This is a genomic window from Natronorubrum sediminis, from assembly GCF_900108095.1.
In the GTDB taxonomy this organism is placed as follows: Archaea; Halobacteriota; Halobacteria; order Halobacteriales; family Natrialbaceae; genus Natronorubrum; species Natronorubrum sediminis.
Window position 1 is genome coordinate 464,956 of record NZ_FNWL01000001.1, and the last position, 23,244, is coordinate 488,199.

The following is a 23,244-nucleotide window of genomic DNA, read 5'->3' on the forward strand; positions in this document are numbered from 1 at the left end:
CGCGGAACGTACCGAAGCACTCTCAGATCGAGAGTCGTCCCATTAGGGTCGTTCGAAGCAAAGCGGTGTTGGCCCAGCCACCTGTCCAATCGGTGGCGCTCAAACCTCCGTGTACAATCTACACGTGTTACTCTCCGCCGGTGCCTTCGGTTCATCCGCCTGTTCGTTCACAGGGTCGATCCGAGCCGTGAACCCGGCAACGAGCAGTACGTATCGGAATCGTCGTCCGAACACCTCTCTGTCGAGCGGATCGAGACGTCATCCGTTTCGTCCGATTCGCCAACGGTGATGGTTTCCCTGGTTCACGAATCCCGCTCGGTACCTCGAGCCCCGCCCACTCCGCTAGTCGTTGGACAGGGAGCCACACGTAGATCGTGTACGCGCGCACATCACCGAAGGCACCTTGGATGACCACGTCGCTTGCCTCGCCCCGTCGACGGCGCTGCACCGATCTCTCGGCGTCGAAATACACTGCGTCGTTTCGTCGATCAGCACGCCTCGGGTCATATCCGCTGTAGGGGCAGCGATGACGACCTCGAGTCTCTCGACACGGGTCACGTCTAACGCGCCCCTCCGAAGTGGGACGCGATAGTTGCCAGCCGCTGCGACCGGGAGAACGACCAACTGGAGGGGTTGTTGGCGGCGTGACGCGGTAGTACCGTTGCTCGTCGATACAAATCCAACACCTGGTTGTTAAATAGGGGAGACTATCGATACACGAGAAACGGCCTCCCATCGTCGATGGACGGCGAACGGGGCGTAAATACAGGTTAGAAGCGGTCCGCGAGAATCATTCGACCGTCACGCTCTTCGCCAGATTCCGTGGCTTGTCGATCGACCGGCCGAGTTCGTCCGCCGCGTAGTACGAGAGCAACTGAAGTTGCACGTTCGCGAGGAGGCCAGCCCAGACGGGGTGCGTGTCCGGAATCGAGAGGTGGTCCTCAGCAACGTCGACGAGTGGGTTATCGTCCGGGCTCACGGCGACGATCGGTGCGCCACGCGTCTGGGCCTCAATCGCGTTCGTCTTCGTCTTACTGTCGGAACCCGTCGCGACCGCGAAGACGGGAGTCTCCGGCGTCACGAGTGCGAGCGGACCGTGTTTGAGTTCGCCGGAAGCGAACCCTTCGGCGTGTTCGTACGTGATTTCCTTGAACTTGAGCGCGCCCTCGAGTGCGACCGGGTGACCGAGTCCGTTGCCGATGAAGAAAAACGACTGGCTGTCGATCAGTTCCGACGCGAGCGACTCGGCGTTCGATTTCTCGAGGACCGTCTCGAGGTGTCCCGGGAGCGCGTCGAGTGACTCGAGCATCACATCGCTGTCCTCGGGAGGACTGACATCGGGAATGTCGGCCGCGAGTTGCTGGGAGAGCAACGCGAGGGTTACCGCCTGCGAGGAGAACGTCTTCGTCGCGGCGACGCCGACTTCCGGGCCGGCACGGATGTAGACGGCGTCGTCAGTCTCTCGAGCGGCCGTCGAACCGACGACGTTGGTGACGGCGAGCGACCGCGCGCCGTTCGCACTCGCCGTTCGGACGGCGTCGAGCGTGTCTGCCGTCTCGCCACTTTGGGTGACCGCGACGACGAGCGTGTTCTCGTCTACGGGTCCGGACATCGAGTCGTACTCGCTCGCGCGGACGACGTCCGTTCTGATACCAGCCGACCGCAGCAACTGGTCTGCGTACATCGCCGCGTGATAGGAGGTCCCACAGGCGACGAATTGAACTGTTTCGACGTCTGCAAACGTTCCCTCTGGGAGATCCTCGAAGACGACGTCACCGTCTTGGACCCGCCCCTCGATCGTGTTCGCGAGGGTCGTCGGCTGGCTGTTGATCTCCTTGAGCATGTAGTGGTCGTACTCGCCTTTCCCGGCGTCTTCGGGGTCCCAATCGACGGTGTCGATCGATCGTTCGACCGTCTCGCCACCGAGGTCGGTGATCTGATAGGAATCCGGCTCGAGCACGACGAGGTCGCCGTCTTCGAGATAGATGACTTCGTCGGTGTAATCGAGGAACGCGGGGACGTCACTCGCGAGGAACCACTCCTCTTCGTCGAGACCGAGGACGAGCGGCGAGCCTTTCCGCGCGGCGTACACCGCTTCTTCGCCGTCGACGATCGCGGCGATCGCGTAGCTCCCCTCGAGCGTTTCGACGGCGCGACGGACTGCCGTTTCGCTGTCGCCAGTCTCTTCGCGGTAGTCGTCGATGAGGTGTGGAATTACCTCGGTGTCGGTCTCGCTTTCGAACTCGTGGCCCTTGGCCTGGAGCTCTGTGCGGAGTTCGTCGTAGTTGTCGATGACGCCGTTGTGGACGACCGCGACGTCACCTGCCGTGTCCGTGTGTGGGTGTGCGTTCTCGTCCGTCGGCGGACCGTGGGTACTCCAGCGCGTGTGTCCGATTCCCATGTTGCCGTGGGGTCGTGACTCGAGGGAGGATTTGAGATCAGAGACCTCACCCGAGCACTTGTGGATCTTGACGCCGGAGCCGTTCTGAACCGCGATTCCCGCCGAGTCGTAGCCGCGATACTCGAGGTTTTCGAGGCCGGAAAGCAGCGTCTCTGCTGCGTTTCCGTGCCCAATGCGTGCGATAATTCCGCACATTAGCCGCTCACCTCGAGGCGGATACGATTTCGGGACGACGTCGCACGACTGGATAACCGGTCGACAGCGAGTCGAACCGTCTGTAGAACGGTCATCGAGAGTCGGTTCGAGACGGATACCTGCCGTACAGTGCCGTTGTATGTCATTATTGTCACCTACCCGACCAATGGCCGATCGCCGACAGGCCGGGTCACTATTCACTCCAAGACTACGGCGGGCCATTACTATACCACGAATAAGCTGAGGGTGATGGTCAGATTGCGCTGAAATTCGGTTGCATTTCGTGCAAACGAGCACTCGATTGTGACAGTCACTCCCGAATGTAGTGCCAGCCAGCGACCTTCTGTGAATGCCTGTAATTCGAGGAAATTGACCTGTTACCGCCATTCACAATAGCTTCGTCGTCGGGTATACTCGAGCACTCGCGTCCGATACGTGCGCGTAACGAAATCATGTGGTCAGTATAAATGGCTAGAGCACAGCCCCGACTCGAGGGGTGCTCGAAGATCGGTGAGGGGAACGGAGATGGGTGAGGGGGACGCAGATCGGAGAGGGAAACGATGGGAGCGACTGGCTGACAAAACGGGGCTGAGGCCCAACTGCGGGAGGGAGGGGTGAGCTATTCGATAGGCCAGTATCATCGAGATGGGTAGAAACTGTCACTCAGCGCGAATTCGTTCGATCAATGGAAACGTCTGCTGAGACTTCTTCCGGATCGACGGCTTCCACGAAGTCAACACCGTTCTTCGAGGGCGATGATCGTCGTCGAGAGTGTTCGAGAGGACACCCCCTCGGCTTTCGACGCTGGGTAAGACCCCGCGAGAACGAACCGCAGTCTCGTCGTTCGTGGCTGACTCGAGTGTGCTCGGGGGAAGATGAGACGGAAACTCCTCACTCGAGGAAGGGCCGTGTGCGATGAGGCGATCCGAGCGGGACGTACTGTATACGGCGAAGTGACGCGAGTGGAAAATTGGATCGAGTGTCGATGTCGATGAGCGACGGATGTTACTGAAGCGGACTCGTCGGATCGCTGGTGTGTGACTCCGAGTCTGGCGATTGATCGGCCAGGGTAATGACGTTCTCTCGGCCGACTGATGTCTTCTCGATCGTGCCGTCAGTGTGCATCTGTGAGCAGATACGACTGACCTTCGATTTCGACCAGCCGGTTTCTTCTGCGATCTGATGTTGTCGAATACGACCGTGGTTCGCGACGAGCAGGCGAACCACTTCACCCTTGTCGCTCAAGAGCTCGACCGGTGTTTCCGGCGAGAGGTACTGTTCGTAGGGTTGTTGGTCGTCGGTGGGTGAGCGTGCGCTAGCTTTTGAGTCGGTGGTTGACTCCGCCAGTAGCGAATTCGACGCGAGATCGACGTCGCGTCTCGAAATGATTTCGCGCAGGCGTATGCCAACCAAACCACTTATCAACACAAACAAAACCACGATCATTCCCACTTCCCAGAGTGACGAGCCACGGAGTAACGCGACCGAGGTGAGTGGCTCACTGACGTGTTCGCCAACACTCGTCACTGTCGAGATGTCCGACTGACTATCGAATCGACGAATCGACGTCGGAATCGTGCCTGCCGATACACTGCTGTAGAGCGCATCGATCGCCGGCGTAACTCCGATCTGGGAAGGTTGAACCATGGTTTTCACGGTAGTTGTACGGTCGGTGCATGGCCGATTTCCGATGGTCGTTCTCGGGGCCGACCGTATGAGCAACTCATGGACCGAGCCCCTTCATTATGGATTCGTATAGGTCCGTTTAACATCGGTATAAGCCGCTGTACTCGCAATTATCGAAAAGTCATCGAACGGCAACAATTTCGACGAACACGCCCGTCTCCTGGTAGATGAACCTGACACAACTGTTTATTTTGGCTATAGTAAACGGCCCACGGCGGCTCAACCCGAGTGAGGCACGTGAACGGTATCACTCCGGACGTATCGTTTCCGGACCACGACAGTACCCTACACGAGCGCGTGTGGCGGTACAATGACCTCTCTCACCCATGACTACGACACTCAGCGACACCGAAACGCGAGCGGACGAACGAGACCACGATCGATTTTCCCTCTCCTCGAGCGACGGGAACACGCCACTCGAGCACGTCGACGAGCGTGACGTCCGAGAGGCGACGATCTGTGTCGTCGGCCTCGGATACGTTGGCTTGCCACTCGCCGTTGGCTTCGCACAGTCGAACTATCGCGTCATCGGCTACGACGTCGACGAATCGACGGTCGAAAAGCTCCAAAACGGTGTCGACACGACCGGCGATCTCTCTTCCGAGGCAGTTGCGGACGACGACATTACGTACACGACTGACGACACCGAGATCGCCGAGGCGGATTACGTTATCATCGCCGTCCCGACGCCGATCGACGACGGCGACCGACCCGACTTACAGTACGTCGAGAGCGCGGCAGCGACCGTCGGCTCGAAACTCACGGTCGGGACGACCGTCATCCTCGAGTCGACCGTCTATCCGGGAACCACGCGCGACGTGCTCGTCCCGGAACTCGAGTCAGCCTCCGACCTCACCGCTGGCGAGGAATTCTTCGTCGGCTACTCGCCGGAACGGGCGACGCCAGGTGACTCCAAACACGGGCTCGCGGACGTCGTAAAGGTCGTCAGCGGTCAAAACGAGACGATTCTAAATGACGTCGCGACGCTGTACGAATCGGTCGTCGACGCCGGCGTGCACCGAGCCGCGTCGATCGAAGTCGCCGAGGCCTCCAAGGTCGTCGAGAACACCCAGCGGGACCTCAACATCGCGTTCGTCAACGAACTCTCGATGGCACTCGAGCGCATGGACGTCGACTCACAGGCAGTCCTCGACGCGGCGGGAACCAAGTGGAACTTCCACGATTACAAGCCCGGATTGGTGGGTGGTCACTGTATCCCGGTCGACCCGTACTTCCTCGCGTATCGCTCGGCCCAGGAAGGGTTCGACCCTGCCCTCATGCGCACGGGGCGGAAAGTAAACGAGTCGGTGTCGAACCACGTCGCCGACCTGACGATCAAAGCGCTCAATCAGTGTCACAAGACCCTCCGCGACAGTCGCGTGCTGGTACTCGGCCTTTCATACAAACCGGACGTCGGTGACATTCGCAGCTCGAAAGTCGCCGACGTCGTCGAGAATCTCCGCGAGTACGACGTGGATATCGAGGGCTACGACCCACACGCCGATCACGAAGCGGTCAGCGAGGTGTTCGACCTGCACGTCCAGGACGACCTCTCGTTCGACGGAATCGACGCCGTCATCTTCGCGACCCCACACGCCGAGTTCGAATCGCTCGAGCTCGAGCAGATGGCCGCCGAACTGGGGGAGAACCCCGCACTTATCGACGTGACGGGGACGTTCGACGAAGACGAAGCACACGCAGCAGGATTCGTTTATCGGAGGTTGTAACCGATAATGCGAGTCGTGATAACGATTCAACACCCTGGTCACGTCCACTTCTTCCGACACCCGATCGCGGAACTGGAAGCGCGGGGACACGATGTGCACGTCTTCGCGCGCGAAAGCGACGTGGCGATTGCGCTCCTCGAGGCGTACGACATCGACCACGAGGTGTTAGCCGGGGAGTCCGATTCGCTGCTCTCGCTCGCTGCGGTCCAGGCGACGTACGAAAGTCGACTCCTCGCTCGAGCGCGACGCGTCGATCCCGATGTGATCACGGCCATCGGTGGCGTCGCCGCCGCCCACGTCGCGTCGGTCTTGCGCACGAAGAGCGTCGTCTTCTACGATACGGAACACGCGACGCTGATCACGAAACTCGCGTACCCGTTCGCGGACGTGATCTGTACGCCGTCGTGTTACCGCGACGACCTCGGCGCGAAGCAGGTGCGCTACCCGGGCTATCACGAACTCGCGTACCTCCACCCCGACCGATTCGACCCCGACCCGTCCGTCCTCGAGTCTGTCGGCCTCGACGGCGACGACGAGTTCGCCGTCGTCCGCCTCAGCAGTTGGGAGGCGTCCCACGACGTCGGCCACGGCGGACTTTCGGATCCGCGAGCGGTCGTCGACCGTCTCGAGGACGCCGGGTTAGAAGTGCTCCTCACTGCGGAGGGACGTCCACCGGCAGACCTCGAGTCGGCGCAGTTCTCGACGCCGCCGGATCGACTCCACGACCTCCTCGCGCACGCGAACCTCGTGGTGAGCGAGGGCGCGACGACGGCGACCGAAGCGGCCGTCCTCGGCACGCCGGCCGTCTACGCGAACCCGCTCTCGCTCGGCTATACGGCCGAACTCGAGTCCGAGTACGGGTTGCTCTTCGAGTGTACCGACGAGAATCGACAGGAACGGACACTTGAGTCGATCGATTCGATCCTCGAGCGCGATGAGGAGACGTGGGACCGACGACGGACCCGCATGCTCGACGACAGAATCGACGTGACCTCGTTCGTCGTCGACCGACTCGAGCGCCACGCGCGCCATCGACCGATCGAACGACCCCTAACAGCCGACTCACACTACCGATGAAGGTCCTTCAATTGGTTACCTCCCCGCGGCCGTTTTTCGACCAGCAGGTATCGGCACTCGAACGCCGCGGCGTCGACTGTACCGTCTGTGCCGTTCCAGGGGCACACAGCGGCGACTCGGGCCGGTCGCCGGCGGATTACGTCCGCTACTATCCGGCTATTATCGATGCGATCAGATCAGAGGATTTTGACCTCGTGCACGCGAACTACGGGCTCGTCGCCCCGTTCGCACTCGCTCAGCCGACCCGCCCCGTCGTGATGACACTGTGGGGGTCTGACCTTATGAGCGACAAGCGGTGGCTTCGCTCGATCAGCCGCGTCGGCGCTCGCCGCTCGGCCGCGACGATCGTTCCGAGCGAACCGATGTCCCGCGAACTCGAGACCGAGCACGAACTGATTCCCTTCGGGGTGGATACAGCCACCTTCCAACCGATTCCACAGGAGGACGCACGCGAGCGGATCGGTTGGGAGAGCGAGGACCCGATTGCACTCTTTCCATACGACCGGACTCGAGACGTCAAGGACTTCGAGCGGGCCCGTCGGCTGGTCGACGCCGTCGAGGCCGACCTCGAGTTGCGGACAGTCACCGGTGTTGACCACGATATGATGCCATATTACATGAACGCGAGCGACGCGCTGTTGGTAACCTCGAGACGCGAGAGCGGCCCGATGGTCGTCAAAGAGGCCGCGGCGTGTCGGTTGCCAGTCATCTCGACCGACGTCGGCTTCGTCCGGGAGACCGTCGCGGACGTCAGTCACTGCGTCGTCAGCGACGACGACGACCGACTCCGGGACGGCCTCGAGTCCGTCGCGACGACCCGCGCTCGCTCTAACGGCCGAGCGGTCGTCGACGGATTAGGACTCGAGTCACTCGGCGAGAATCTACTGGGGGTGTACCGACGCGTACTCGATCGCGACGAGCCGTCGGGAACGCAGGCGGGGGTCACCCATGGCGTTTAACACCTTATCCGAACTCCGTCCGCTGCGGATCGATACCGTCGCCGCAATCGTCGGACTCGCCCTCGCGTTGATTATGCTTCCACTGCGGTTTTTCGCCTCGCAGATCTATCTCAACACCGTCCCGATCGTTCTGGGGACGGCGTGTCTCCTCTATCTCGTCGCGCTCTATCAGGGAGAGTCGGAGTCGGAACTACCGACGTTGCCTTCGGGTGTGGCGATGGCGCTGCCGAGTTTCGTCCTGATCGGTCTCTCGGCACTCGTGGGACTGACGGTGATTCAGGGCCAGCGAACGACGGTGTTTTTCGGCCTGGCGAGCGTCGTCGGGACGCTCGTCCTCGGTCAGATACTCTTCGTCCACGAGCGCGACCTTCACCCCGGACTCATGCTGTTTCAGATCTTGGCTTTCGCGTTCGTCTTCCGATTTACCGCGCTTTACGCAACGCCGGGATACATCGGAATCGACATCTGGACGCACGCCGAGTTGACCCAGGACATTCTCGAGGCCCAATCCGTCAGTGGTATCGACCACGACAAACACTACGCGTCGCCGTTCTACCACCTGTTGGCTGCCTCGTCCTCGATCCTGTTCGACCTCCCGCTTCGGAGCGCGATCTACCTCTCCGTCGGCGTCGTGATGCCACTGTCGGTGTTACTCGTCTACGCGACGACGAACCTGCTGACGACGACGCGGTGGGCAATCTTCGCGACGGCGCTCTTTGCCTTCGCGAGTCACGTCACCCAGTGGGGACTGCACCTGATCCCGACGAGTCTCGGCCTCGTCTTCTTCCTCGGCATGTTGTACGCCCTCGTCAGGGTGATGCGAATCGAGTACACACTTCGAGACTTCGCACTCTTAGTCCTGTTTAGCGTCGCCGTCATCCTGACCCATCAGGTGTCGACGTTCATCATGCTCGTGCTCTTGTTGTCTGCATTCCTCGCCCAGCTCGTCTTCGAGATCGATCCGCTCGGTCTGACTCGAGTCGACACGAGCGTCTTCCGGACGAAGAAGCCGGTCAACCTGATCGGGCTCGTCGTCTTCAACTTCGGGCTCACGATCTTCATGTGGTCGCTGACGCCCTATCGCGAGCAGTCGTTCCTCGCGACGGTGCTCGGATTCTTCACCGAGACGCTCGAGGAAAGTGCCGGTTTTCTCAACATCGCGAGCGACACCGGCGACGACGACGCCGAGGCGGCAGAAGCGGCGACGACGTTGCTCGATCAGGTTCTTCCCTACATCGATACGCTCGGCTTCCTCTTCTTGCTCGGGGCCACGTTCGTCGGGTGTCTGTACGTCGTCCACCGGCGCAGAGCCGAACAGTCGGTGTTCACGCTCTTGCTCGCGTCGGCGATCATGCTGGTGTTCGTCCTGCTCTTGCCGATGTTCGGCATTCGAAACTTCATCCCGACGCGATGGTTCGCGTTCCTCTTTGCACCAATGGCGATTCTCGCAGCGATCGGCCTTCGGATGCTCGTCGGGAGCCTCGATAGACGAGTCGTCGTCTCCGTCCTCCTCGTGTTCGTCCTCGTCTACCCCGGCGCGATGATCTTTGCAGCCGAGAGTAACGTCGACCAACCAGTGTTCGACGAGAATCACGAACAACTGGCCTACAACGAAGCCGAACTCGCCGCAGTCGACAGTATCGGCGAGTTGACGGGCGCGCCTAACGGCAGTGAGATTCGTGAAGACCAGCGGCTGTACACGGATCATCCGTATCAGACGGTGATCTATCGGACCGGAGCTTATGCTGAGACCGGGACACAGACCGCAATGGTGCCCGACGACGGCGCTGCCGAGCACGACTACACCGTCTACCGATCGGCTCAATCAGATGCGGCGACACACTTCGAAGACGAGAACGAAGACCGACGCGTCAAACAAATCTCCGAAGGCCAACTCTGTGGACCGAATCAGGGAACGGTGTACACGAACGGCGACGTAACGATGTGCACGCCCGGTCCGAACTCGTAGGAACGAAGTCAAGCGGACGGCGGTGTTTGATCTCGAGACCGACACTCGTCGGGAGCAGCGTTTTCTCGCTCGACCAATTGTGAGGCGTATGCACCCACGGGAGGACTCACTCGTCGTCTCAGCGATCGACACACTCCCGATTACCATCGCTATCCTCGACGACGACGGAACCATTCTCCAGACGAATCGCGCCTGGTCCGAGTTCGCGACGGAAAACGACCTCGAGATGCACCCCGATACGGTCGGCACAAATTATCTCGCGATCACCGCACAGGGGGAGACGGAACACGCTCAGACGGCAGCAACCGGGTTATCCGAGACGCTTTCGGGCGACCGCGAGGAATTCGAACTCGAGTACCCGTGTCACTCTCCCGACGAGCGACGGTGGTTTTTGATGCGAGCCGTCTCGTTTACCGAAGAGGGCGAGCGCTACGTCGCCGTCGCACACTTCGACATCACCGAGCGCTACGAGTTCCGACACCAACTGGAGGCGTCCAACGAACGCCTCGAGCAATTCGCCTACGCCGTCTCCCACGACCTTCAGGAGCCGCTTCGAATGGTCACGAGTTACCTCGAACTCCTCGAACAGCGCTACGCAGGGGAACTCGATGCGGAAGCCGACGAGTTCATCGAATTTGCTGTCGGGGGAGCCACACGGATGGAGGCGATGATCGAGGGACTTCTCACGTACTCTCGAGTTCACACGCAAAACAATCTCGTTCAGCAGGTCGATCTCGAGTCCGTCCTCGACGACGTCCGTGCGGATCTCGAGCGACGAATCGAGGAGACCGAGGCCGAAATCACCACTGACTCGCTCCCAGTCGTCGAAGGCAACGCGAGCCAACTTCGGCAGGTCTTCCAGAACCTAGTGGACAATGCACTCGAATACAGCGGTGGGGATTCGCCGCGAGTAACGATTTCGGCCGAACGAGCGGGTGATGAGTGGATCGTCTCCGTCAGTGATGAGGGAGTTGGAATGGACCCGTCGGACGCCGATCGAGTCTTCGACGTCTTCGAGCGCCTCCACAGTTACGAAGAACACGAGGGAACGGGGATCGGCCTCGCACTGTGCCGGCGGATCATCGAGGAACACGGCGGTGAGATTTGGATCGATACCGAACCGTCCAACGGCATCACGGTTTCGTGTACGTTACCAGCCACAGACCAATGAGTGGACGCGTACCACAAACTACGCAGGGGTACGCCTCACGTTTGACGCTGAGTTCGGAGCCACCGCCAGGCGTCGGCCGCGATCGGTGCCCCGTCGACGATCCAGAGTGCGACGACGGCCCCGCCCAGAAACAGTTGCATGACGACTGGCGGCGTCAATCCACCGGCGAGAATTTCGTCGACGTACTGGAGGAAGTACACGCCGAAGTGATCGAGTAACCCTCCGTGGTCGTCAGCCGGCGGCGACTCGAGCGGCCAGAGTACGACCCGTGGTTCGACAGTAGGGTTCGGTCGCAGTGGATCGTACACGTCGGTCGCGAGGTGGGAGACGTACGCGAGCGTGAACGCCCCAGCGAGTACTCGCTCGCCGTATCTCGAGGCGACAAGGAAGACGACGAAACAGACGGCTGTCGCAAAAAATATCGAGTGACCGATCGAATACCCCGTCTCAGTGATGCCGAGTGACCAGGCGAGGGGCTTATCGATGAGATCTGGCAACTGAGAGCCGATGACGACGGCGAGCGTGTCCCAGGCCTTCGGCGGTCGTCTGAGGACGATTCGAGAAACAATCGAGTAGAGCACGTACGCGGCGGCGAGGTGTTCCCACGGCCACATCTATTCGACCTCGATCGGCAGATGAATCGCTTCGTCTGCGTTCTCGGTCGTTGGGTCGGATGGTGGCTCCTCGGTGTAGAGCAACAGCGTGATTCGAAGGTCTTCTCCCTGCATCGACGGCGCGATTTCGAGGTCCTGTTCGACGGTTTCGCCGTCGGCGACGGTCGTCGATTCGCGATTGAGTTCCTCCGCTTCCTCCACGCTCGCCTCGCCGTCGTCGTCGTCGCTCACGTCCTCAAGTAAGGCGACGGTCGTATAGGTGTGTTCTTCGTGCTCCTCGTTCGTGATCGTGGTCGTGAGCGTTTCGCTCTCACCCGCGGCATAACTCGATTCGTACATCGTCTCGGTTTCACCAGTCACGTTCTCGGTTTCGATCGAAAACTCGGTGAACCCGTCGTGTTGTGGCGGGTTCGCGATTGCGAAGCCACCGGTCGCGAGTAACAAGACGAGTCCGACGACGATCGCGACGTTGAACAGGTGTGGGTTCGGTCGCGAGCGGCTTTGAAATCCGGGTTGATCGCGTGACTGTGTTCGATAGAATATCCCGGACGAAAGCGACGGTACGAACCGTCTCTCTGCCGGACAGCGGTAGCGAGCGACGATAGCGAGCAACGACAGGACGATAGTGAGCAACGCAATCCCGGAGAGTACTGTTTCGAGGGTAAGACCCCCAGGGGTTGCAGAGGCTAGAATGGCAATCGACGGAACCAGCGCAACACTAAAGACGACCGACAGGACGAACCGCTCGACTGACTCGATGCCGCCGGTGACGACGAGTGGTGTTCCAAACCGACTCTTTTCGTCATCGAAGGACTGGTACTCGTCGGTCGGGTTATCTGGAAACATCACGGAGACGAGCGCATACCCGGGAATAAAGAGGATAAGCGGCATCAAGAGTAGCGTTCGTGCGATGGTCCCGACACCGTAGAATACGGCAAACGTGCTAATGCCAGTGATCGCAACGACGGCTGCCAAGTCAGAATACCACCAGTGGCTGTCACTCATTATACGACTCAACGCAGACTCGAGGGTTTATTATCGGCACGGTAAGCCCGTATCGAGGGGGACGTCAGCCGACCGTCTTACGCCAATGTATCAAATATCGGATACAGAATCCACATAAGTCCCTTTCGGCGGTTGTAAACGCTTCCACGATACACAACAGTCACAAATCACAGATGATCGTTTTCAAATTCGTTGTACATTCACGAGAAATTAACTGTTTCGCACGAACTGTATTTCCCCCCACTGGGGCCTCAAACACTCGTTTTGGCTGTATAAAATGACTAAAAGGATCCGCTGAACGAAATGAATTCAACGAAATCGTCACTGCTGTGGATGTACAGTTTCAATGCTTTATTACTCCCTTCTGTTTACGGGGTAACTGGTGCGATGAAATCGACATATATCAACGAAGAAGAACAGGGTGAGCACGAGACGGATGACGAAGAGACAACGTCATCTGAAACGCCTGACTTCTCGAAAGACGAAATATTCCATCTCCTGCAAAATGAACGCCGTCGGTTGGTTCTCAGACACCTCCGTGGCACTAGTGGCCCCGTACGCATGCGCGACATTGCAGAGCAAGTCGCAGCATGGGAACACGATACGACCGTTAGCGAACTCACATCGACACAACGCCAGCGCGTCTACATCCCGCTATATCAATCACACCTCTCGAAGCTCGATGAAGCAGGTATCATCGACTACCAGAAAAACCGCGGTATCGTCGAACGAAAGCCCTTCGCCGACCAGGTAGACCAATATCTCCAGATCGACCCCGAACACGACTCGCCAGCACGACCAGAGACAACTGAAAACTGGGACGACTATTACATCGGCGCGACAGTCCTCTGTTACGTGCTTCTAATCGGTGCCGTTATCGAATTACCGTTCACGTCGTTCCTCTCGGGAATTGCACTGAGCGCTGTAATCTTGTTGCTCTTTACAGTCTTGACCGTCAGTCGACTTCTCGAGTAATTCGCGTCGATAGCCGCACCAGTTCTATCGAAACTTAGACGATGAAAGTAAACGCGACGAACAGCATCGTTCCGACCAGCAAGAGCGACAACAACACGAACAGTGTCGTCGACGAGTTCATCACTGCGACTCGTGAGCCGGATGCGGCAACGGCGACGCCGCTATTGGCCCCGGGTTCCGTGTGTGCCGGTCGCTCGACGAGCCCCTGGCTCTTATCGAACACGAGGGCACCAGAGTCAGCGAGCGCTGGTAGTCGCACCTCGTGTAACTGCTCGTGAATGCTCGCCCAGGTTTCGACCGGCGGACGTTCCGATCCGACGAGTTGGTCGGCTACCTCGTCGACTGTGACGGGCGTGTTCAGTTCATCGATTTCGGTTACGAGTGCGATATCAGAGTCTGGAATGTACGTCGAGGCCTGTTCGTCTGCTCGTGAACCGGCCTCCATTCCTTCGTCTAATGGGGTGTGATAAATCGTCACGCCCCCGTTATCGTCGGAATCGGTGGAGCCGTCCCCAGCGGCATCTTCCGACGAAGAACGGACCCAAGACGGCGTCAGACGCATACTTCGCGCTATCATTGCGCAGTATATAAGTATTGTCTCAGTTTATGCCCCGCAAACGATCTACGCCGTCATTAGTGCCGTTTCAAGGGCTATTCTCTCCACTGAGAACGTGCGTGAATACAAGTAAGGAATCGTGAAAGTAACGTAGATTGTCTAGTTCGAGTTCTCGAGCCACGGAAGTGACTGATCGCCCGAATTGCGCCAGTAGCCAAGCCACGTCCGGAGGTCGATGAGTCGCAGTTTGTGCCTGGCTGGCAGGTCGTGAACGTGTTCGACGTCAGCAAGGAGACGTTGATCGTAATCGTGGCGCTCGAACAACGTTTGTCTGTCGGGCCACGGTGGTTGGAACGATGCCAAAAACGGCGTCTTCCGCCGTACGAACCGTTCGATTTCGTTGAGCAACATCGTATCGTGCGGTCGATCCGGTGGACGATGTTCGAGAATGTCGTCGTCGAGTTGTGTACACGCCGCGAGGAACGTCTCTGTCGTTCGGTACGCAGGTGGCGTCTGGAGGTGCCACTCGATTAGCTCTCGATCGATCGCCAGAAACGACGTCAGGAAGTGATCCGAAAGGTGATCGTGAAACGGAACGGAAGGCTGGTTGGCGATTCCAACACAATTGAGCCGGTTTTGAACCGTCTTTGCACGCGTCTCTTTCTCCTCGAGTTGGTCGTTGAGCGTTTCTCTGACGAACGAGCGCGGATCGACGTTGAAGTCCATCCGATCGGTCAAATCCAGGCTCGCGTCGCGAGTGTACCCAAACTTTCGAAGGAGGACTTCCGCGGGCTCCGGATCGGTCTCGACGCGACCAGTTGGGACACGCTTTCCCAGGACGTCGACCGACTGTTCCGCATTGAAGTGCCCGCGGAAGAACGTGTCACAGAGCAATCCGTGATACACCGTATCGACGTCGAACTCGTCTGTGTATCCCGCGTGGTGGATATGCAACGATTCTTTGATGCCTTGCCCATAGCGGATTTTCGATTCGTCGGCGCGCAGGTATCGCTCGTCCGGTTCGAATGCGGTATGCGTGACGTCGTACTGTTCTGAGAGCCGTTTTGCCCCCTGAACTTCCTGTGCTGCAGGTGCACCGACGGTATAACTTCGCTCGATATCCGGAATTCGAGAGAGGATAACCCGCGAATCGTACCCCGCTGAGAGAAGGATACCTTTCTTGCCGGGAAGCACTCTGCGCCGACGAAGTGCCCGCTCGAGGCGTTGTGCGAGTTCGTCCACGTAGTCGAACTCACGAGGGTCGTAGACGAATCGCTCGAGGTCCTCGACCGTTTTCGAGCGCAGACAACTGTCGATCGGCAGCCGCTGTATCTCTTCGAGTGCGGATTTCTCCCCGAGGGTCACGCCGAGGTGGAGAAACTCGAGGATCCCGTTGCGATCGAGCGTCGGGTTGTCGACAGATTGAGCGATCTGCGACGCGTCGGTTCCGAAACGTCGTGTCCCACCTTCGTCGGTGTAGAAACACGCACGTGAACGGACGGGGTCCGTTGCGACGAACGCCTCGTTGGCGCTTGCGGAGTCGAGAACGGCGACGTACGAGCCGTTGAGCTGTGACAACGCGTCACGCCCGTGTTCCGGATACCGCTCGAGGAGCCACCGTGCCGCGTTCGTGTCGTCGTCGGGGACGAAGATTTCACCCCAGATAAGACAGAATCCATCGTCGGTGGCACACAGCGCGCTCCATCCGGGTTCGCCGAGATCTGGGTCTCGAACGCCGACCGTGAGCGATGGGCCGGTGACCACCTCGTCGAACGCGTCGTTGGACCGAAATCGATTGAACGTGTCGATATCACCGAATACGCCGAAGAGTTCCCTGTTCATCGTCGAAGTCCACTATCTAAGTAGCGTACGGGTGTGACGAACGCGAGTCGACCGATCAGACGGGTGAGAGACACCAGTCGACCCGATCGTCACGAACGTACGCTGACGTTGGTTCGCCTATCGGAGTGTGGTGGCGTTAACTATTCCATTGTTAAACGGTTAGACGACCGAACAGACGGTTCTGAACGGATTACCGGTACCCCACTATCGGATCTATAATAATGGGCTAGCTGTCGATAGATTCGACTCGACCATGACAGATAACCGGATGACACGGCGACGTGCCATTGCACTGTCGAGCACAGCGGCGATCGCAGGCCTGGCAGGCTGCAGTGACCGCATCGATTCCGTGTTGGGTGACTCCGACGACGACGAGGAGGGATCCGAGACCGGCTCGAGTGCATCAGCGCTCGCGGATGGTGTTCCATCACTCGAAACCGAATACAATAGCCGAGAAGAGTACAGTCAGCCGGGATCGTCGTTGGACGACTTCAGTGACATCGACGAGTGGGACGTCGTCGAGGGATCCGGTGAAGCGGACGAAGACGAAGTGTACGACGGTGACCACAGCTTGCATCTGGAGTCGGATGGGAGCGACAACATCGTCGTCGAACGCGATATCTCGGGGGAGGACCTGACCGACATGGACATCTCCATCGCAGTGCGTACCACGACACCCCAGAACATTACAATCAACCTTCGCCTCGTCGACCAATTCGGCAGCGACCGTGTCCACTCGCTGCGGGAAGTGAGCTACAGAGAACCCGACGTTGGTTGGTTCCGAGCGAGCCCCGGCGTATTCGAACAGAGTGACTACGACCCGGCGATGGACTCACTCGACCGAATCGAGATTCAGGTCCTTCACTCCATGGACGAAGCGGAGGTCTGGGTCGACGACCTTCGAGCACACGAGCGTCCGGATGGCGGATACGTGATGTTGGTCTGGGACGACGGCTTTACCGATTACTACGAGACAGCCTCGCCGCTCCACGACGAGTACGACTTCCCGACGATTCAGGCACCAGTGCCACAGTGGACCCAACAGGGACGTGACGGCATTATGACGACGGAGGAACTCCTCGAGCGCCAGGACGAAGGCGATCAGATCGTTCTCCACGGCACACACAACCCGATCCACGAGTACGAAGACGAGGAGGACATTCAGAGTCGTCTCGAGAGCGACAAACAGTGGTTCATCAACAACGAGTTCGAGGGTGCGAACTACATCGTCTACCCACACAACAGCTTCGACAAGACGAGCCTCGAGTACATCTCGGACTACCACTACTGTGGCGGATTCAATCAGTCCGGTAATGTCAACACGACCAGCGTCTACGGCTTCGATCCGCTGGTGTTACCGCGAACGATCGGCCACGACCTCGACATCGCAACACAGTGTGTCGACCTCGCAGCGGCACACAATCAGTGTACGATCTTGAACTTCCACGCGTTCGACGAAGACAACACGATGTCAGAAGACGACTACGAAGAACTCCTCGAGCACATCGATGAGGCCGATGTCGAGGTCATCACCTTCGATGACCTTTGGGAACTACGAACGGCCCAGCATCACGAATAAATCCGCTTCGTTCGACGACTCGAGCGATTAGTTCGTCGTCAGTGATATTTCGTCGGTCGACTCTTCACCAGCATCGTCAGTGACGTGTAAGACGACCGTGTGATCTCCGTTTGAACCGATAGTGATGTCGATGCACTCTTCGGTTTCGTCGATACAGCCGTCACCACCGAGGTCCCACTCGTAGGAGACGATTTCCTCGTTCGGTGTCGAGGATGGCGACGCGTCGAACTCGACCGTCTCACCGCAGTCGAACGTTCGGTCGTCGGCGTCGGAGGGGTTCGTCTCTATCTCTGCAGTTAGTGGCTCCGCAGTTTCGTCTTCGTCGTCTTCGTCTTCAACTTCGTCCTCGTCTTCGTCGTCTTCAGCTTCGTCGTCTTCCGCATCCTCGTCTACGTCTTCTTCATCCTCATCGTCTTCGTCTTCAGCTTCGTCGTCCTCGTCATCCGCATCCTCGTCGTCTGCATCATCGTCCTCGTCGTCTGCGGGTTCGTCAGGTTCCTCTTCAGATTCGTCTGGTTCCTCGTCCTCGGAGTCGTCAGGTTCCTCTTCAGATTCGTCTGGTTCCTCGTCCTCGGAGTCGTCAGGTTCCTCTTCAGATTCGTCCGGTTCCTCGTCCTCGGAGTCGTCAGGTTCCTCTTCAGATTCGTCCGGTTCCTCGTCCTCAGCGTCGTCTTCGGGTTCCTCTTCTGGGTCTTCTCCTGGCGTTTCGGATGGATCTTCTTCGAAAATAGCCGGGATGTCGTCAGTTTGGAACTCAGTATTGACGAACAGTTCGTCCTCGAGTAGGTACGCGACGAGCTGATACTGCCAGTCGACTCGAGTGTCGAGGTCGACGTCGGTCGAAACCGTCTCGACGAGATAGCTCTGCGCATCGAGTTCTCGAGACGCTTTGTGAACGAGCAGGCCCCGCGGATCAGAGTTCGGTCCGGTGAACCCGCCGGATTGGAACGATTTGTCCGGATCGTCGACGGAGTCTTCGTTGACGGTTTCGATCGCGTTACTCGCGGCGGCAGTCGCCTCCTCGTCGCTCGAGTGGAAGATAGCCTGGCCGACGCCGTCGACCGGGTCACCGGCGTAGATACCGGTCGATTCGTGCAGGTCGATGACCGCGTCGGCGTCGTAGTCGGTGACGACATCCCAGAGTGCTTGTGCCAGTTCTGTCTGTGGTTCGGATCCTTCTGGGAACTGGCGGTTGAGGTCGTTTCCTTCGTCGTCCGTTCTGGTTCCTCGTTCGACTGCGACGGCACTCGCTTCGGGAATCGTGACGAGCGTTCCGGCATCGATCGACCAGTCGGCGATATCTTCCGCTGCGGTGAACCCTGCGACCTCGTTGCCGTGAACGCCACCGAGGATGACGGCTGTCGGTCCGTCGGCGTCTGCCGTCGTCACGTACACCGTCGTCTCTTCGTCCGTTCCCTCGCGAATGTTGAACGACTCTCGAGAGACGCCACCGTCGGTCGTGCTCGCCGTCACGGCACCGATACTCGCCAGTACTGACCCTGCCGTGAGAGACAGTGCTGTTCGTCGTGTGAGTGAATTCCGTTGCATCCGGGTGATCCCTTCAGATAGGATTATGTTAACTATCGTTCCAATAACTCAAACCTTGACAACTTTCAGTTCCGAAATGGTTATCGAGACGACTCGAATAGCCGTTTCAGCGACGAAATGGTTCAACAGCTAACACGCTTCGAACGCGCTCAGCACACGTTGTGTCGCTCGTAGAAGCGCCGCACGCGGTCGTCCGTCAGCAACGGCCCGTGGACCTGAATCGATTTCATCCCCGGATAGCTGTTGGCTTCGATGATTTTGAACTCGCCACCGTCACCAGTCACGATCACGTCCCACCCGGCGTAAGGAACGAACGAGCACGCATCTGCAATCTCGAGCAACCGCGTTCGAATGTCCTCCCAGCCGGGAACCTGTGTCCCGTCGATCGTTGTCTCGGTCTCGGGGTGATCGGAGTGCCACTCGAGTCTGTTTCCGTCGCTGAGTTTCACGCCGGGACCGAGTTCGCCCGTCTCGAGGTCGATTTCTGCGGAGAGGCCACCCTGTGTAAAGTTGTCCAGCGGTTCGGACGTCTCGGTTCCGATTCGGTGGATGGCTGCGGCGATGAAGGGCTCCCCGGCCTCCTCGTCGTACATCGTGATAATTCGAAGGGTGTTCGGCGTTACCGGATAGAATCCCGCCGAGAACGTGCCCTGTTCGACGTGCTCACAGACGAGGTACTCCTCGAGGTCGGCGACCAGCGACCGAAACGCCGACTCGCTGTAGCGGTCACCGTTGACCGTATACCCGTCTTCACAGCGTTTGCACAACAACACGTTGTTTCCACCACCGCCGTGGACCCACTTCAAGACGAGTTGTGATTCGGACTCGAGTCGGTCGACGACTCGCTGTGCCGCGTCATTCGGTTCGGGTGAGGTCAGTCCGCTCTGGTCGTCGATCGACGGACCATCACTCGAGACGACGGCTCCGCCGTCAGTCAACTCGTGGCGAGCGTCGATCGAGTCGATCGAGTGGAACGACCCATCACGGATCATGCCGTAAACGTCCATCCGATGCTCGTCGAATGGGCCCATGAGCTGGTGGAAGAGGAGTTTGTTCGAGAGCGCGACGGACCACGTGCCGTTGATACGTTTGGTTTTGACGAATCGCTGATAATCAGTCAAGTACGAGTCGTGGTTCTTTTTCGTCAGACCGAAAACGGCGTCCGATCGGCTCAGAAAGCCCCGACGCCAGAGCCAGAGTCGTCGCTGAATCGAGGGTGAAACCGACGCTTCGCGTTCGGTCGTCACGAGGTCCTGTACCCCCCGAGCCGTGTGATAGAGTTTGCGGACGTTCACGTCCGAATAACACAGCGAACCGATGTTAGTTATCGATCCGACAAGGCCGTTGCACGACCAGTATCGGTCACCGGAATCGTTCGACACGCAGAACGAACGAGGAACCCATTAGGGTCCACAACACAGTACTCGAAACGAACGATCCGAAGTTACTCGTCCTCGAGGCGGCCTGAGACCGTGTGTACGCCGTACCCAACGACGATCGCGCTGAGCAGTGTCAGTACCGTTATGATCACTGCAACTGGTGCCGGTCGACGGCGGACTCCCGTTGCAACGGCCCAGCCAAGACCAGGATACTGTCGCGGAGCGACACCCGCATTTCGCAAGTGCCACGCCGCTCGAAGGATTCGTCCCTCGCTGGCGTACGCTTTCGCGAGAATGAGTTCGTGACTCGAGTGAATGTCGTATCCTTCCGCTTCGAAGCGATCGATCGTGTCGGCGTATCGCTCCCGATAGGCCTCGTTTGCACCCCTGATCAGATCGGCCGACGGCTGACCGGTATCTTCGCGCACCACGAGTTCCTCGTCGACGTAGGCGAGGTTCCCCGCCTCGAGCACTCGGAGACAGAACTCGGGGTCCTGGAACCGATCGAGTTCTTCGTCGAAGCCGCCGACGGCCCGGGCGACGTTGGTCCGAACGAGCAACGTCGAGCCGGCACCCGGCTGGACGTTGTCGGCGAGAATTTCACCGATCAGTTCGTCGCCGCCTTCCATCGTCGGCTGTTCGTCACCGCTCGCGAGCACCGTTGCAGCCGTCGTGCGGAGCAGCCCACTCGTCCCGGACAGTTCGAGCGTCGAGTCGCAGTACGCGCCGACCCACGCTTCGGAGCGTCCCTCGAGAACGGCGAGTTGTCGCTCGAGTTTCGTCGGGTCCCACACGTCGTCGGAGTCGAGGAAGGCGACGTACTCGCCGCGGGCGTGTGCGAGGCCGGTGTTTCGAGCCACGTTCGCCCCCTGGTTCGTCGCGTGGACGATCGGTCGGACGCGCCTGTCGTCGTACGCCGAGAGCACGGTCGCCGTTTCGTCGGTCGAACCGTCGTCGACGACGACCACCTCGAGATCGTCGACCGTTTGTGCGAGTGCGCTATCGATCGCACGCGAGAGCGACCCCGCTCTGTTGTACGTTGGAATAATGACGCTGACACGGGTCATATACGCGACGCTAGGTCAACGGATTGCATTATTATCTGGTCGGTAAACTGCTCGAGACGGCGGTTTCGAGCAATTAGCGTCGTCGTCGAGGGAGACCAATACGCGTCGACAGATTCGGGTCGTACTCGAGACAGCGACCAACCTAAGACGTGTATAAGAAAGGCTAAATCGGTCGTCGACGCCCACAATGACGAATCGAGACCGACGAGTACGCTGGCGATCGAGCGAATGCGCCGACGATCCGTTCGTGCAGCGACGGCGACGGCGACCCTGCGACGGGAAGCGACTGGGGGAGATGGCCTAATGTATCGCGGAGCGAGCGTGGGCGTCGTGCTCCCGGCGTACAACGAGGCGGGATTCGTCGGCGATGTCATCCGGGAGATGCCCGAGTACGTCGACCGAATGTACGTTATCGACGATCAATCGACTGACAGCACGTGGGAAGAGATCCTCGACGCTGCTCGAGACGATGCCACCGCGAACGGGACGCCTCAGTCGGGTGAACGGGCAGCTCTCGTCGCCGACGGCGGGACGTCGGTCCTCAATCGCGCCTCGGTCCACGAGACCATCGGCCGCGTCGTCCCAATCCGCCACACCGAAAACCGCGGGGCTGGCGGCGCGATCAAGACGGGTTACCTCGCGGCGCGAGAGGACGGCGTCGACGTGACGACGACCGTCGACGCGGACGGCCAGATGGATCTCTCGCAACTCCCGCAGTTGCTCGACCCGATCGTCGATGGCAAGGCCGACTACGCGAAAGGGAATCGTCTCCTCTCGCGTGAGTATCGCGCGACCATGCCTCGATTTCGGTTCATCGGAAACTCGATGTTGACGTTTCTGACGAAGATTTCCTCGGGCTACTGGAAGACGATGGACCCCCAAAACGGGTATACGGCCATCTCACACGACGCACTGGACGCAATCGACCTCGAGAACCTCTACGAGTACTACGGTTACTGCAACGACATTCTCGTCAAACTCAACGTGCAGGAGATGCGCGTCGCCGACGTCGCGATGCCGGCCCTCTACGGCGACGAGGAGTCGAGTATCCAGTACTCACAGTACATCCCGAAGGTCTCGACCATGTTGCTCCAGAACTTCCTCTGGCGGCTCAAGACGAAGTACCTCACCGTCGACTTCCATCCGCTTGCGCTGTTCTACCTCGTCGGCGGTGGATTGGCCGCGAGCGGGGCCCTCGCGATCGGCGCGCTGCTCATCTCGCTGCTCTCGAGTGTCGTTCCGACGCTCTTGGGCGCGACGACGAGTTTGCTATTGGTGATCTCCGGTATCGCGTTCTTGCTGTTCGCGATGGTGTTCGACATGGCAGAGAGCGAGCGCCTCGAGATGCAGGTGCAGTGAGCAACGCGTGGTGTAGAAACGAGGCGTACTTTACGAGGCGTACACGGAAATTCTTGGAACGAACGGGAACTCAAGCAGCCTTCCACTCGGTTCAAAATCACACACGTCACCATCGGGATAGTCGTCGAGTCGGGG

General features: G+C 59.2%; 17 protein-coding genes. 8 read left to right on the forward strand and 9 right to left on the reverse strand.

Annotation, left to right across the window (positions count from 1 at the left end; genetic code table 11):
* Nucleotides 1–790: 790 nt before the first annotated feature.
* Nucleotides 791–2,596, reverse strand: coding sequence for a glutamine--fructose-6-phosphate transaminase (isomerizing) (gene glmS / locus BLW62_RS02320; protein WP_090504611.1), 1,806 nt, complete (start codon nt 2,594–2,596; stop codon nt 791–793).
* A 1,005-nt stretch (nt 2,597–3,601) separates the two neighbouring features.
* Nucleotides 3,602–4,009: a helix-turn-helix transcriptional regulator gene (locus tag BLW62_RS19145; RefSeq protein WP_342706745.1), complete on the reverse strand. Its 408-nt coding sequence runs from the start codon at nt 4,007–4,009 to the stop codon at nt 3,602–3,604.
* A gap of 599 nt (nt 4,010–4,608) precedes the next feature.
* Here BLW62_RS19145 and BLW62_RS02330 point away from each other — a divergent pair.
* The 5 genes from BLW62_RS02330 (at nt 4,609) to BLW62_RS02350 (ending at nt 11,185) form a co-directional block, all read left to right on the forward strand.
* A complete protein-coding gene (locus BLW62_RS02330; RefSeq protein WP_090504618.1) occupies nt 4,609–6,009 on the forward strand; it encodes a nucleotide sugar dehydrogenase in 1,401 nt (466 codons plus the stop codon).
* A 6-nt stretch (nt 6,010–6,015) separates the two neighbouring features.
* Complete coding sequence (locus BLW62_RS02335) at nt 6,016–7,086, forward strand: DUF354 domain-containing protein (protein ID WP_090504621.1); 1,071 nt, start codon at nt 6,016–6,018, stop codon at nt 7,084–7,086.
* Entirely contained in the window at nt 7,083–8,045 is a 963-nt protein-coding gene (locus BLW62_RS02340) for a glycosyltransferase (protein WP_090504624.1), read from the forward strand. Before BLW62_RS02335 ends, BLW62_RS02340 begins: the two co-directional genes overlap by 4 nt.
* Nucleotides 8,035–10,014, forward strand: a complete 1,980-nt coding sequence (locus BLW62_RS02345) for a DUF2206 domain-containing protein (protein ID WP_090504627.1) — start codon at nt 8,035–8,037, stop codon at nt 10,012–10,014. Before BLW62_RS02340 ends, BLW62_RS02345 begins: the two co-directional genes overlap by 11 nt.
* A gap of 88 nt (nt 10,015–10,102) precedes the next feature.
* Entirely contained in the window at nt 10,103–11,185 is a 1,083-nt protein-coding gene (locus tag BLW62_RS02350) for a sensor histidine kinase (protein WP_090504629.1), read from the forward strand.
* A 35-nt stretch (nt 11,186–11,220) separates the two neighbouring features.
* Here BLW62_RS02350 and BLW62_RS02355 read toward each other — a convergent pair whose 3' ends face one another.
* Both BLW62_RS02355 and BLW62_RS02360 read right to left on the reverse strand, forming a co-directional pair.
* Entirely contained in the window at nt 11,221–11,799 is a 579-nt protein-coding gene (locus BLW62_RS02355) for a metal-dependent hydrolase (protein ID WP_090504632.1), read from the reverse strand.
* Nucleotides 11,800–12,804 (reverse strand): DUF1616 domain-containing protein, encoded by a 1,005-nt coding sequence (locus BLW62_RS02360; protein WP_090504635.1) that lies wholly within the window; start codon nt 12,802–12,804, stop codon nt 11,800–11,802.
* Between the two features lie 387 nt (nt 12,805–13,191).
* Here BLW62_RS02360 and BLW62_RS02365 point away from each other — a divergent pair, with 387 nt between their 5' ends.
* Nucleotides 13,192–13,779, forward strand: coding sequence for a DUF7344 domain-containing protein (locus BLW62_RS02365; protein WP_090504638.1), 588 nt, complete (start codon nt 13,192–13,194; stop codon nt 13,777–13,779).
* 34 nt (nt 13,780–13,813) lie between these two features.
* On the opposite strand, the gene BLW62_RS02370 is transcribed toward BLW62_RS02365, so the two are convergent.
* Entirely contained in the window at nt 13,814–14,341 is a 528-nt protein-coding gene (locus tag BLW62_RS02370) for a hypothetical protein (protein ID WP_090504641.1), read from the reverse strand.
* A gap of 153 nt (nt 14,342–14,494) precedes the next feature.
* Entirely contained in the window at nt 14,495–16,177 is a 1,683-nt protein-coding gene (locus tag BLW62_RS02375) for an asparagine synthetase B family protein (RefSeq protein ID WP_090504644.1), read from the reverse strand.
* Between the two features lie 253 nt (nt 16,178–16,430).
* Between BLW62_RS02375 and BLW62_RS02380 the strand changes: the two genes are divergently transcribed.
* Complete coding sequence (locus BLW62_RS02380; RefSeq protein WP_090504647.1) at nt 16,431–17,756, forward strand: polysaccharide deacetylase family protein; 1,326 nt, start codon at nt 16,431–16,433, stop codon at nt 17,754–17,756.
* Nucleotides 17,757–17,783: 27 nt separating this feature from the next.
* On the opposite strand, the gene BLW62_RS02385 is transcribed toward BLW62_RS02380, so the two are convergent.
* From BLW62_RS02385 to BLW62_RS02395, 3 genes are all read right to left on the reverse strand, one after another.
* Complete coding sequence (locus tag BLW62_RS02385) at nt 17,784–19,304, reverse strand: PKD domain-containing protein (protein ID WP_090504650.1); 1,521 nt, start codon at nt 19,302–19,304, stop codon at nt 17,784–17,786.
* Nucleotides 19,305–19,453: 149 nt separating this feature from the next.
* The gene (locus BLW62_RS02390) at nt 19,454–20,599 is read right to left on the reverse strand and encodes a sugar-transfer associated ATP-grasp domain-containing protein (protein WP_090504653.1); all 1,146 of its coding nucleotides are present in this window, start codon (nt 20,597–20,599) and stop codon (nt 19,454–19,456) included.
* Nucleotides 20,600–20,748: 149 nt separating this feature from the next.
* Nucleotides 20,749–21,750: a glycosyltransferase family 2 protein gene (locus BLW62_RS02395; RefSeq protein WP_090504656.1), complete on the reverse strand. Its 1,002-nt coding sequence runs from the start codon at nt 21,748–21,750 to the stop codon at nt 20,749–20,751.
* Between the two features lie 303 nt (nt 21,751–22,053).
* Between BLW62_RS02395 and BLW62_RS02400 the strand changes: the two genes are divergently transcribed.
* Entirely contained in the window at nt 22,054–23,109 is a 1,056-nt protein-coding gene (locus BLW62_RS02400) for a glycosyltransferase family 2 protein (RefSeq protein WP_090506382.1), read from the forward strand.
* Nucleotides 23,110–23,244 lie beyond the last annotated feature (135 nt).

Coding starts and splice junctions, on each gene's coding strand:
- BLW62_RS02335 (WP_090504621.1), top strand. CDS start 6,016: ATGCGAGTCGTGATAACGATTCAACACCCTGGTCACGTCCACTTCTTC.
- BLW62_RS02385 (WP_090504650.1), bottom strand. CDS start 19,304: ATGCAACGGAATTCACTCACACGACGAACAGCACTGTCTCTCACGGCA.
- BLW62_RS02345 (WP_090504627.1), top strand. CDS start 8,035: ATGGCGTTTAACACCTTATCCGAACTCCGTCCGCTGCGGATCGATACC.
- BLW62_RS02365 (WP_090504638.1), top strand. CDS start 13,192: ATGAAATCGACATATATCAACGAAGAAGAACAGGGTGAGCACGAGACG.
- BLW62_RS02340 (WP_090504624.1), top strand. CDS start 7,083: ATGAAGGTCCTTCAATTGGTTACCTCCCCGCGGCCGTTTTTCGACCAG.
- BLW62_RS02360 (WP_090504635.1), bottom strand. CDS start 12,804: ATGAGTGACAGCCACTGGTGGTATTCTGACTTGGCAGCCGTCGTTGCG.
- glmS (WP_090504611.1), bottom strand. CDS start 2,596: ATGTGCGGAATTATCGCACGCATTGGGCACGGAAACGCAGCAGAGACG.
- BLW62_RS02400 (WP_090506382.1), top strand. CDS start 22,054: ATGTATCGCGGAGCGAGCGTGGGCGTCGTGCTCCCGGCGTACAACGAG.
- BLW62_RS02380 (WP_090504647.1), top strand. CDS start 16,431: ATGACAGATAACCGGATGACACGGCGACGTGCCATTGCACTGTCGAGC.
- BLW62_RS02370 (WP_090504641.1), bottom strand. CDS start 14,341: ATGCGTCTGACGCCGTCTTGGGTCCGTTCTTCGTCGGAAGATGCCGCT.
- BLW62_RS02355 (WP_090504632.1), bottom strand. CDS start 11,799: ATGTGGCCGTGGGAACACCTCGCCGCCGCGTACGTGCTCTACTCGATT.
- BLW62_RS02330 (WP_090504618.1), top strand. CDS start 4,609: ATGACTACGACACTCAGCGACACCGAAACGCGAGCGGACGAACGAGAC.
- BLW62_RS02395 (WP_090504656.1), bottom strand. CDS start 21,750: ATGACCCGTGTCAGCGTCATTATTCCAACGTACAACAGAGCGGGGTCG.
- BLW62_RS02350 (WP_090504629.1), top strand. CDS start 10,103: ATGCACCCACGGGAGGACTCACTCGTCGTCTCAGCGATCGACACACTC.
- BLW62_RS02375 (WP_090504644.1), bottom strand. CDS start 16,177: ATGAACAGGGAACTCTTCGGCGTATTCGGTGATATCGACACGTTCAAT.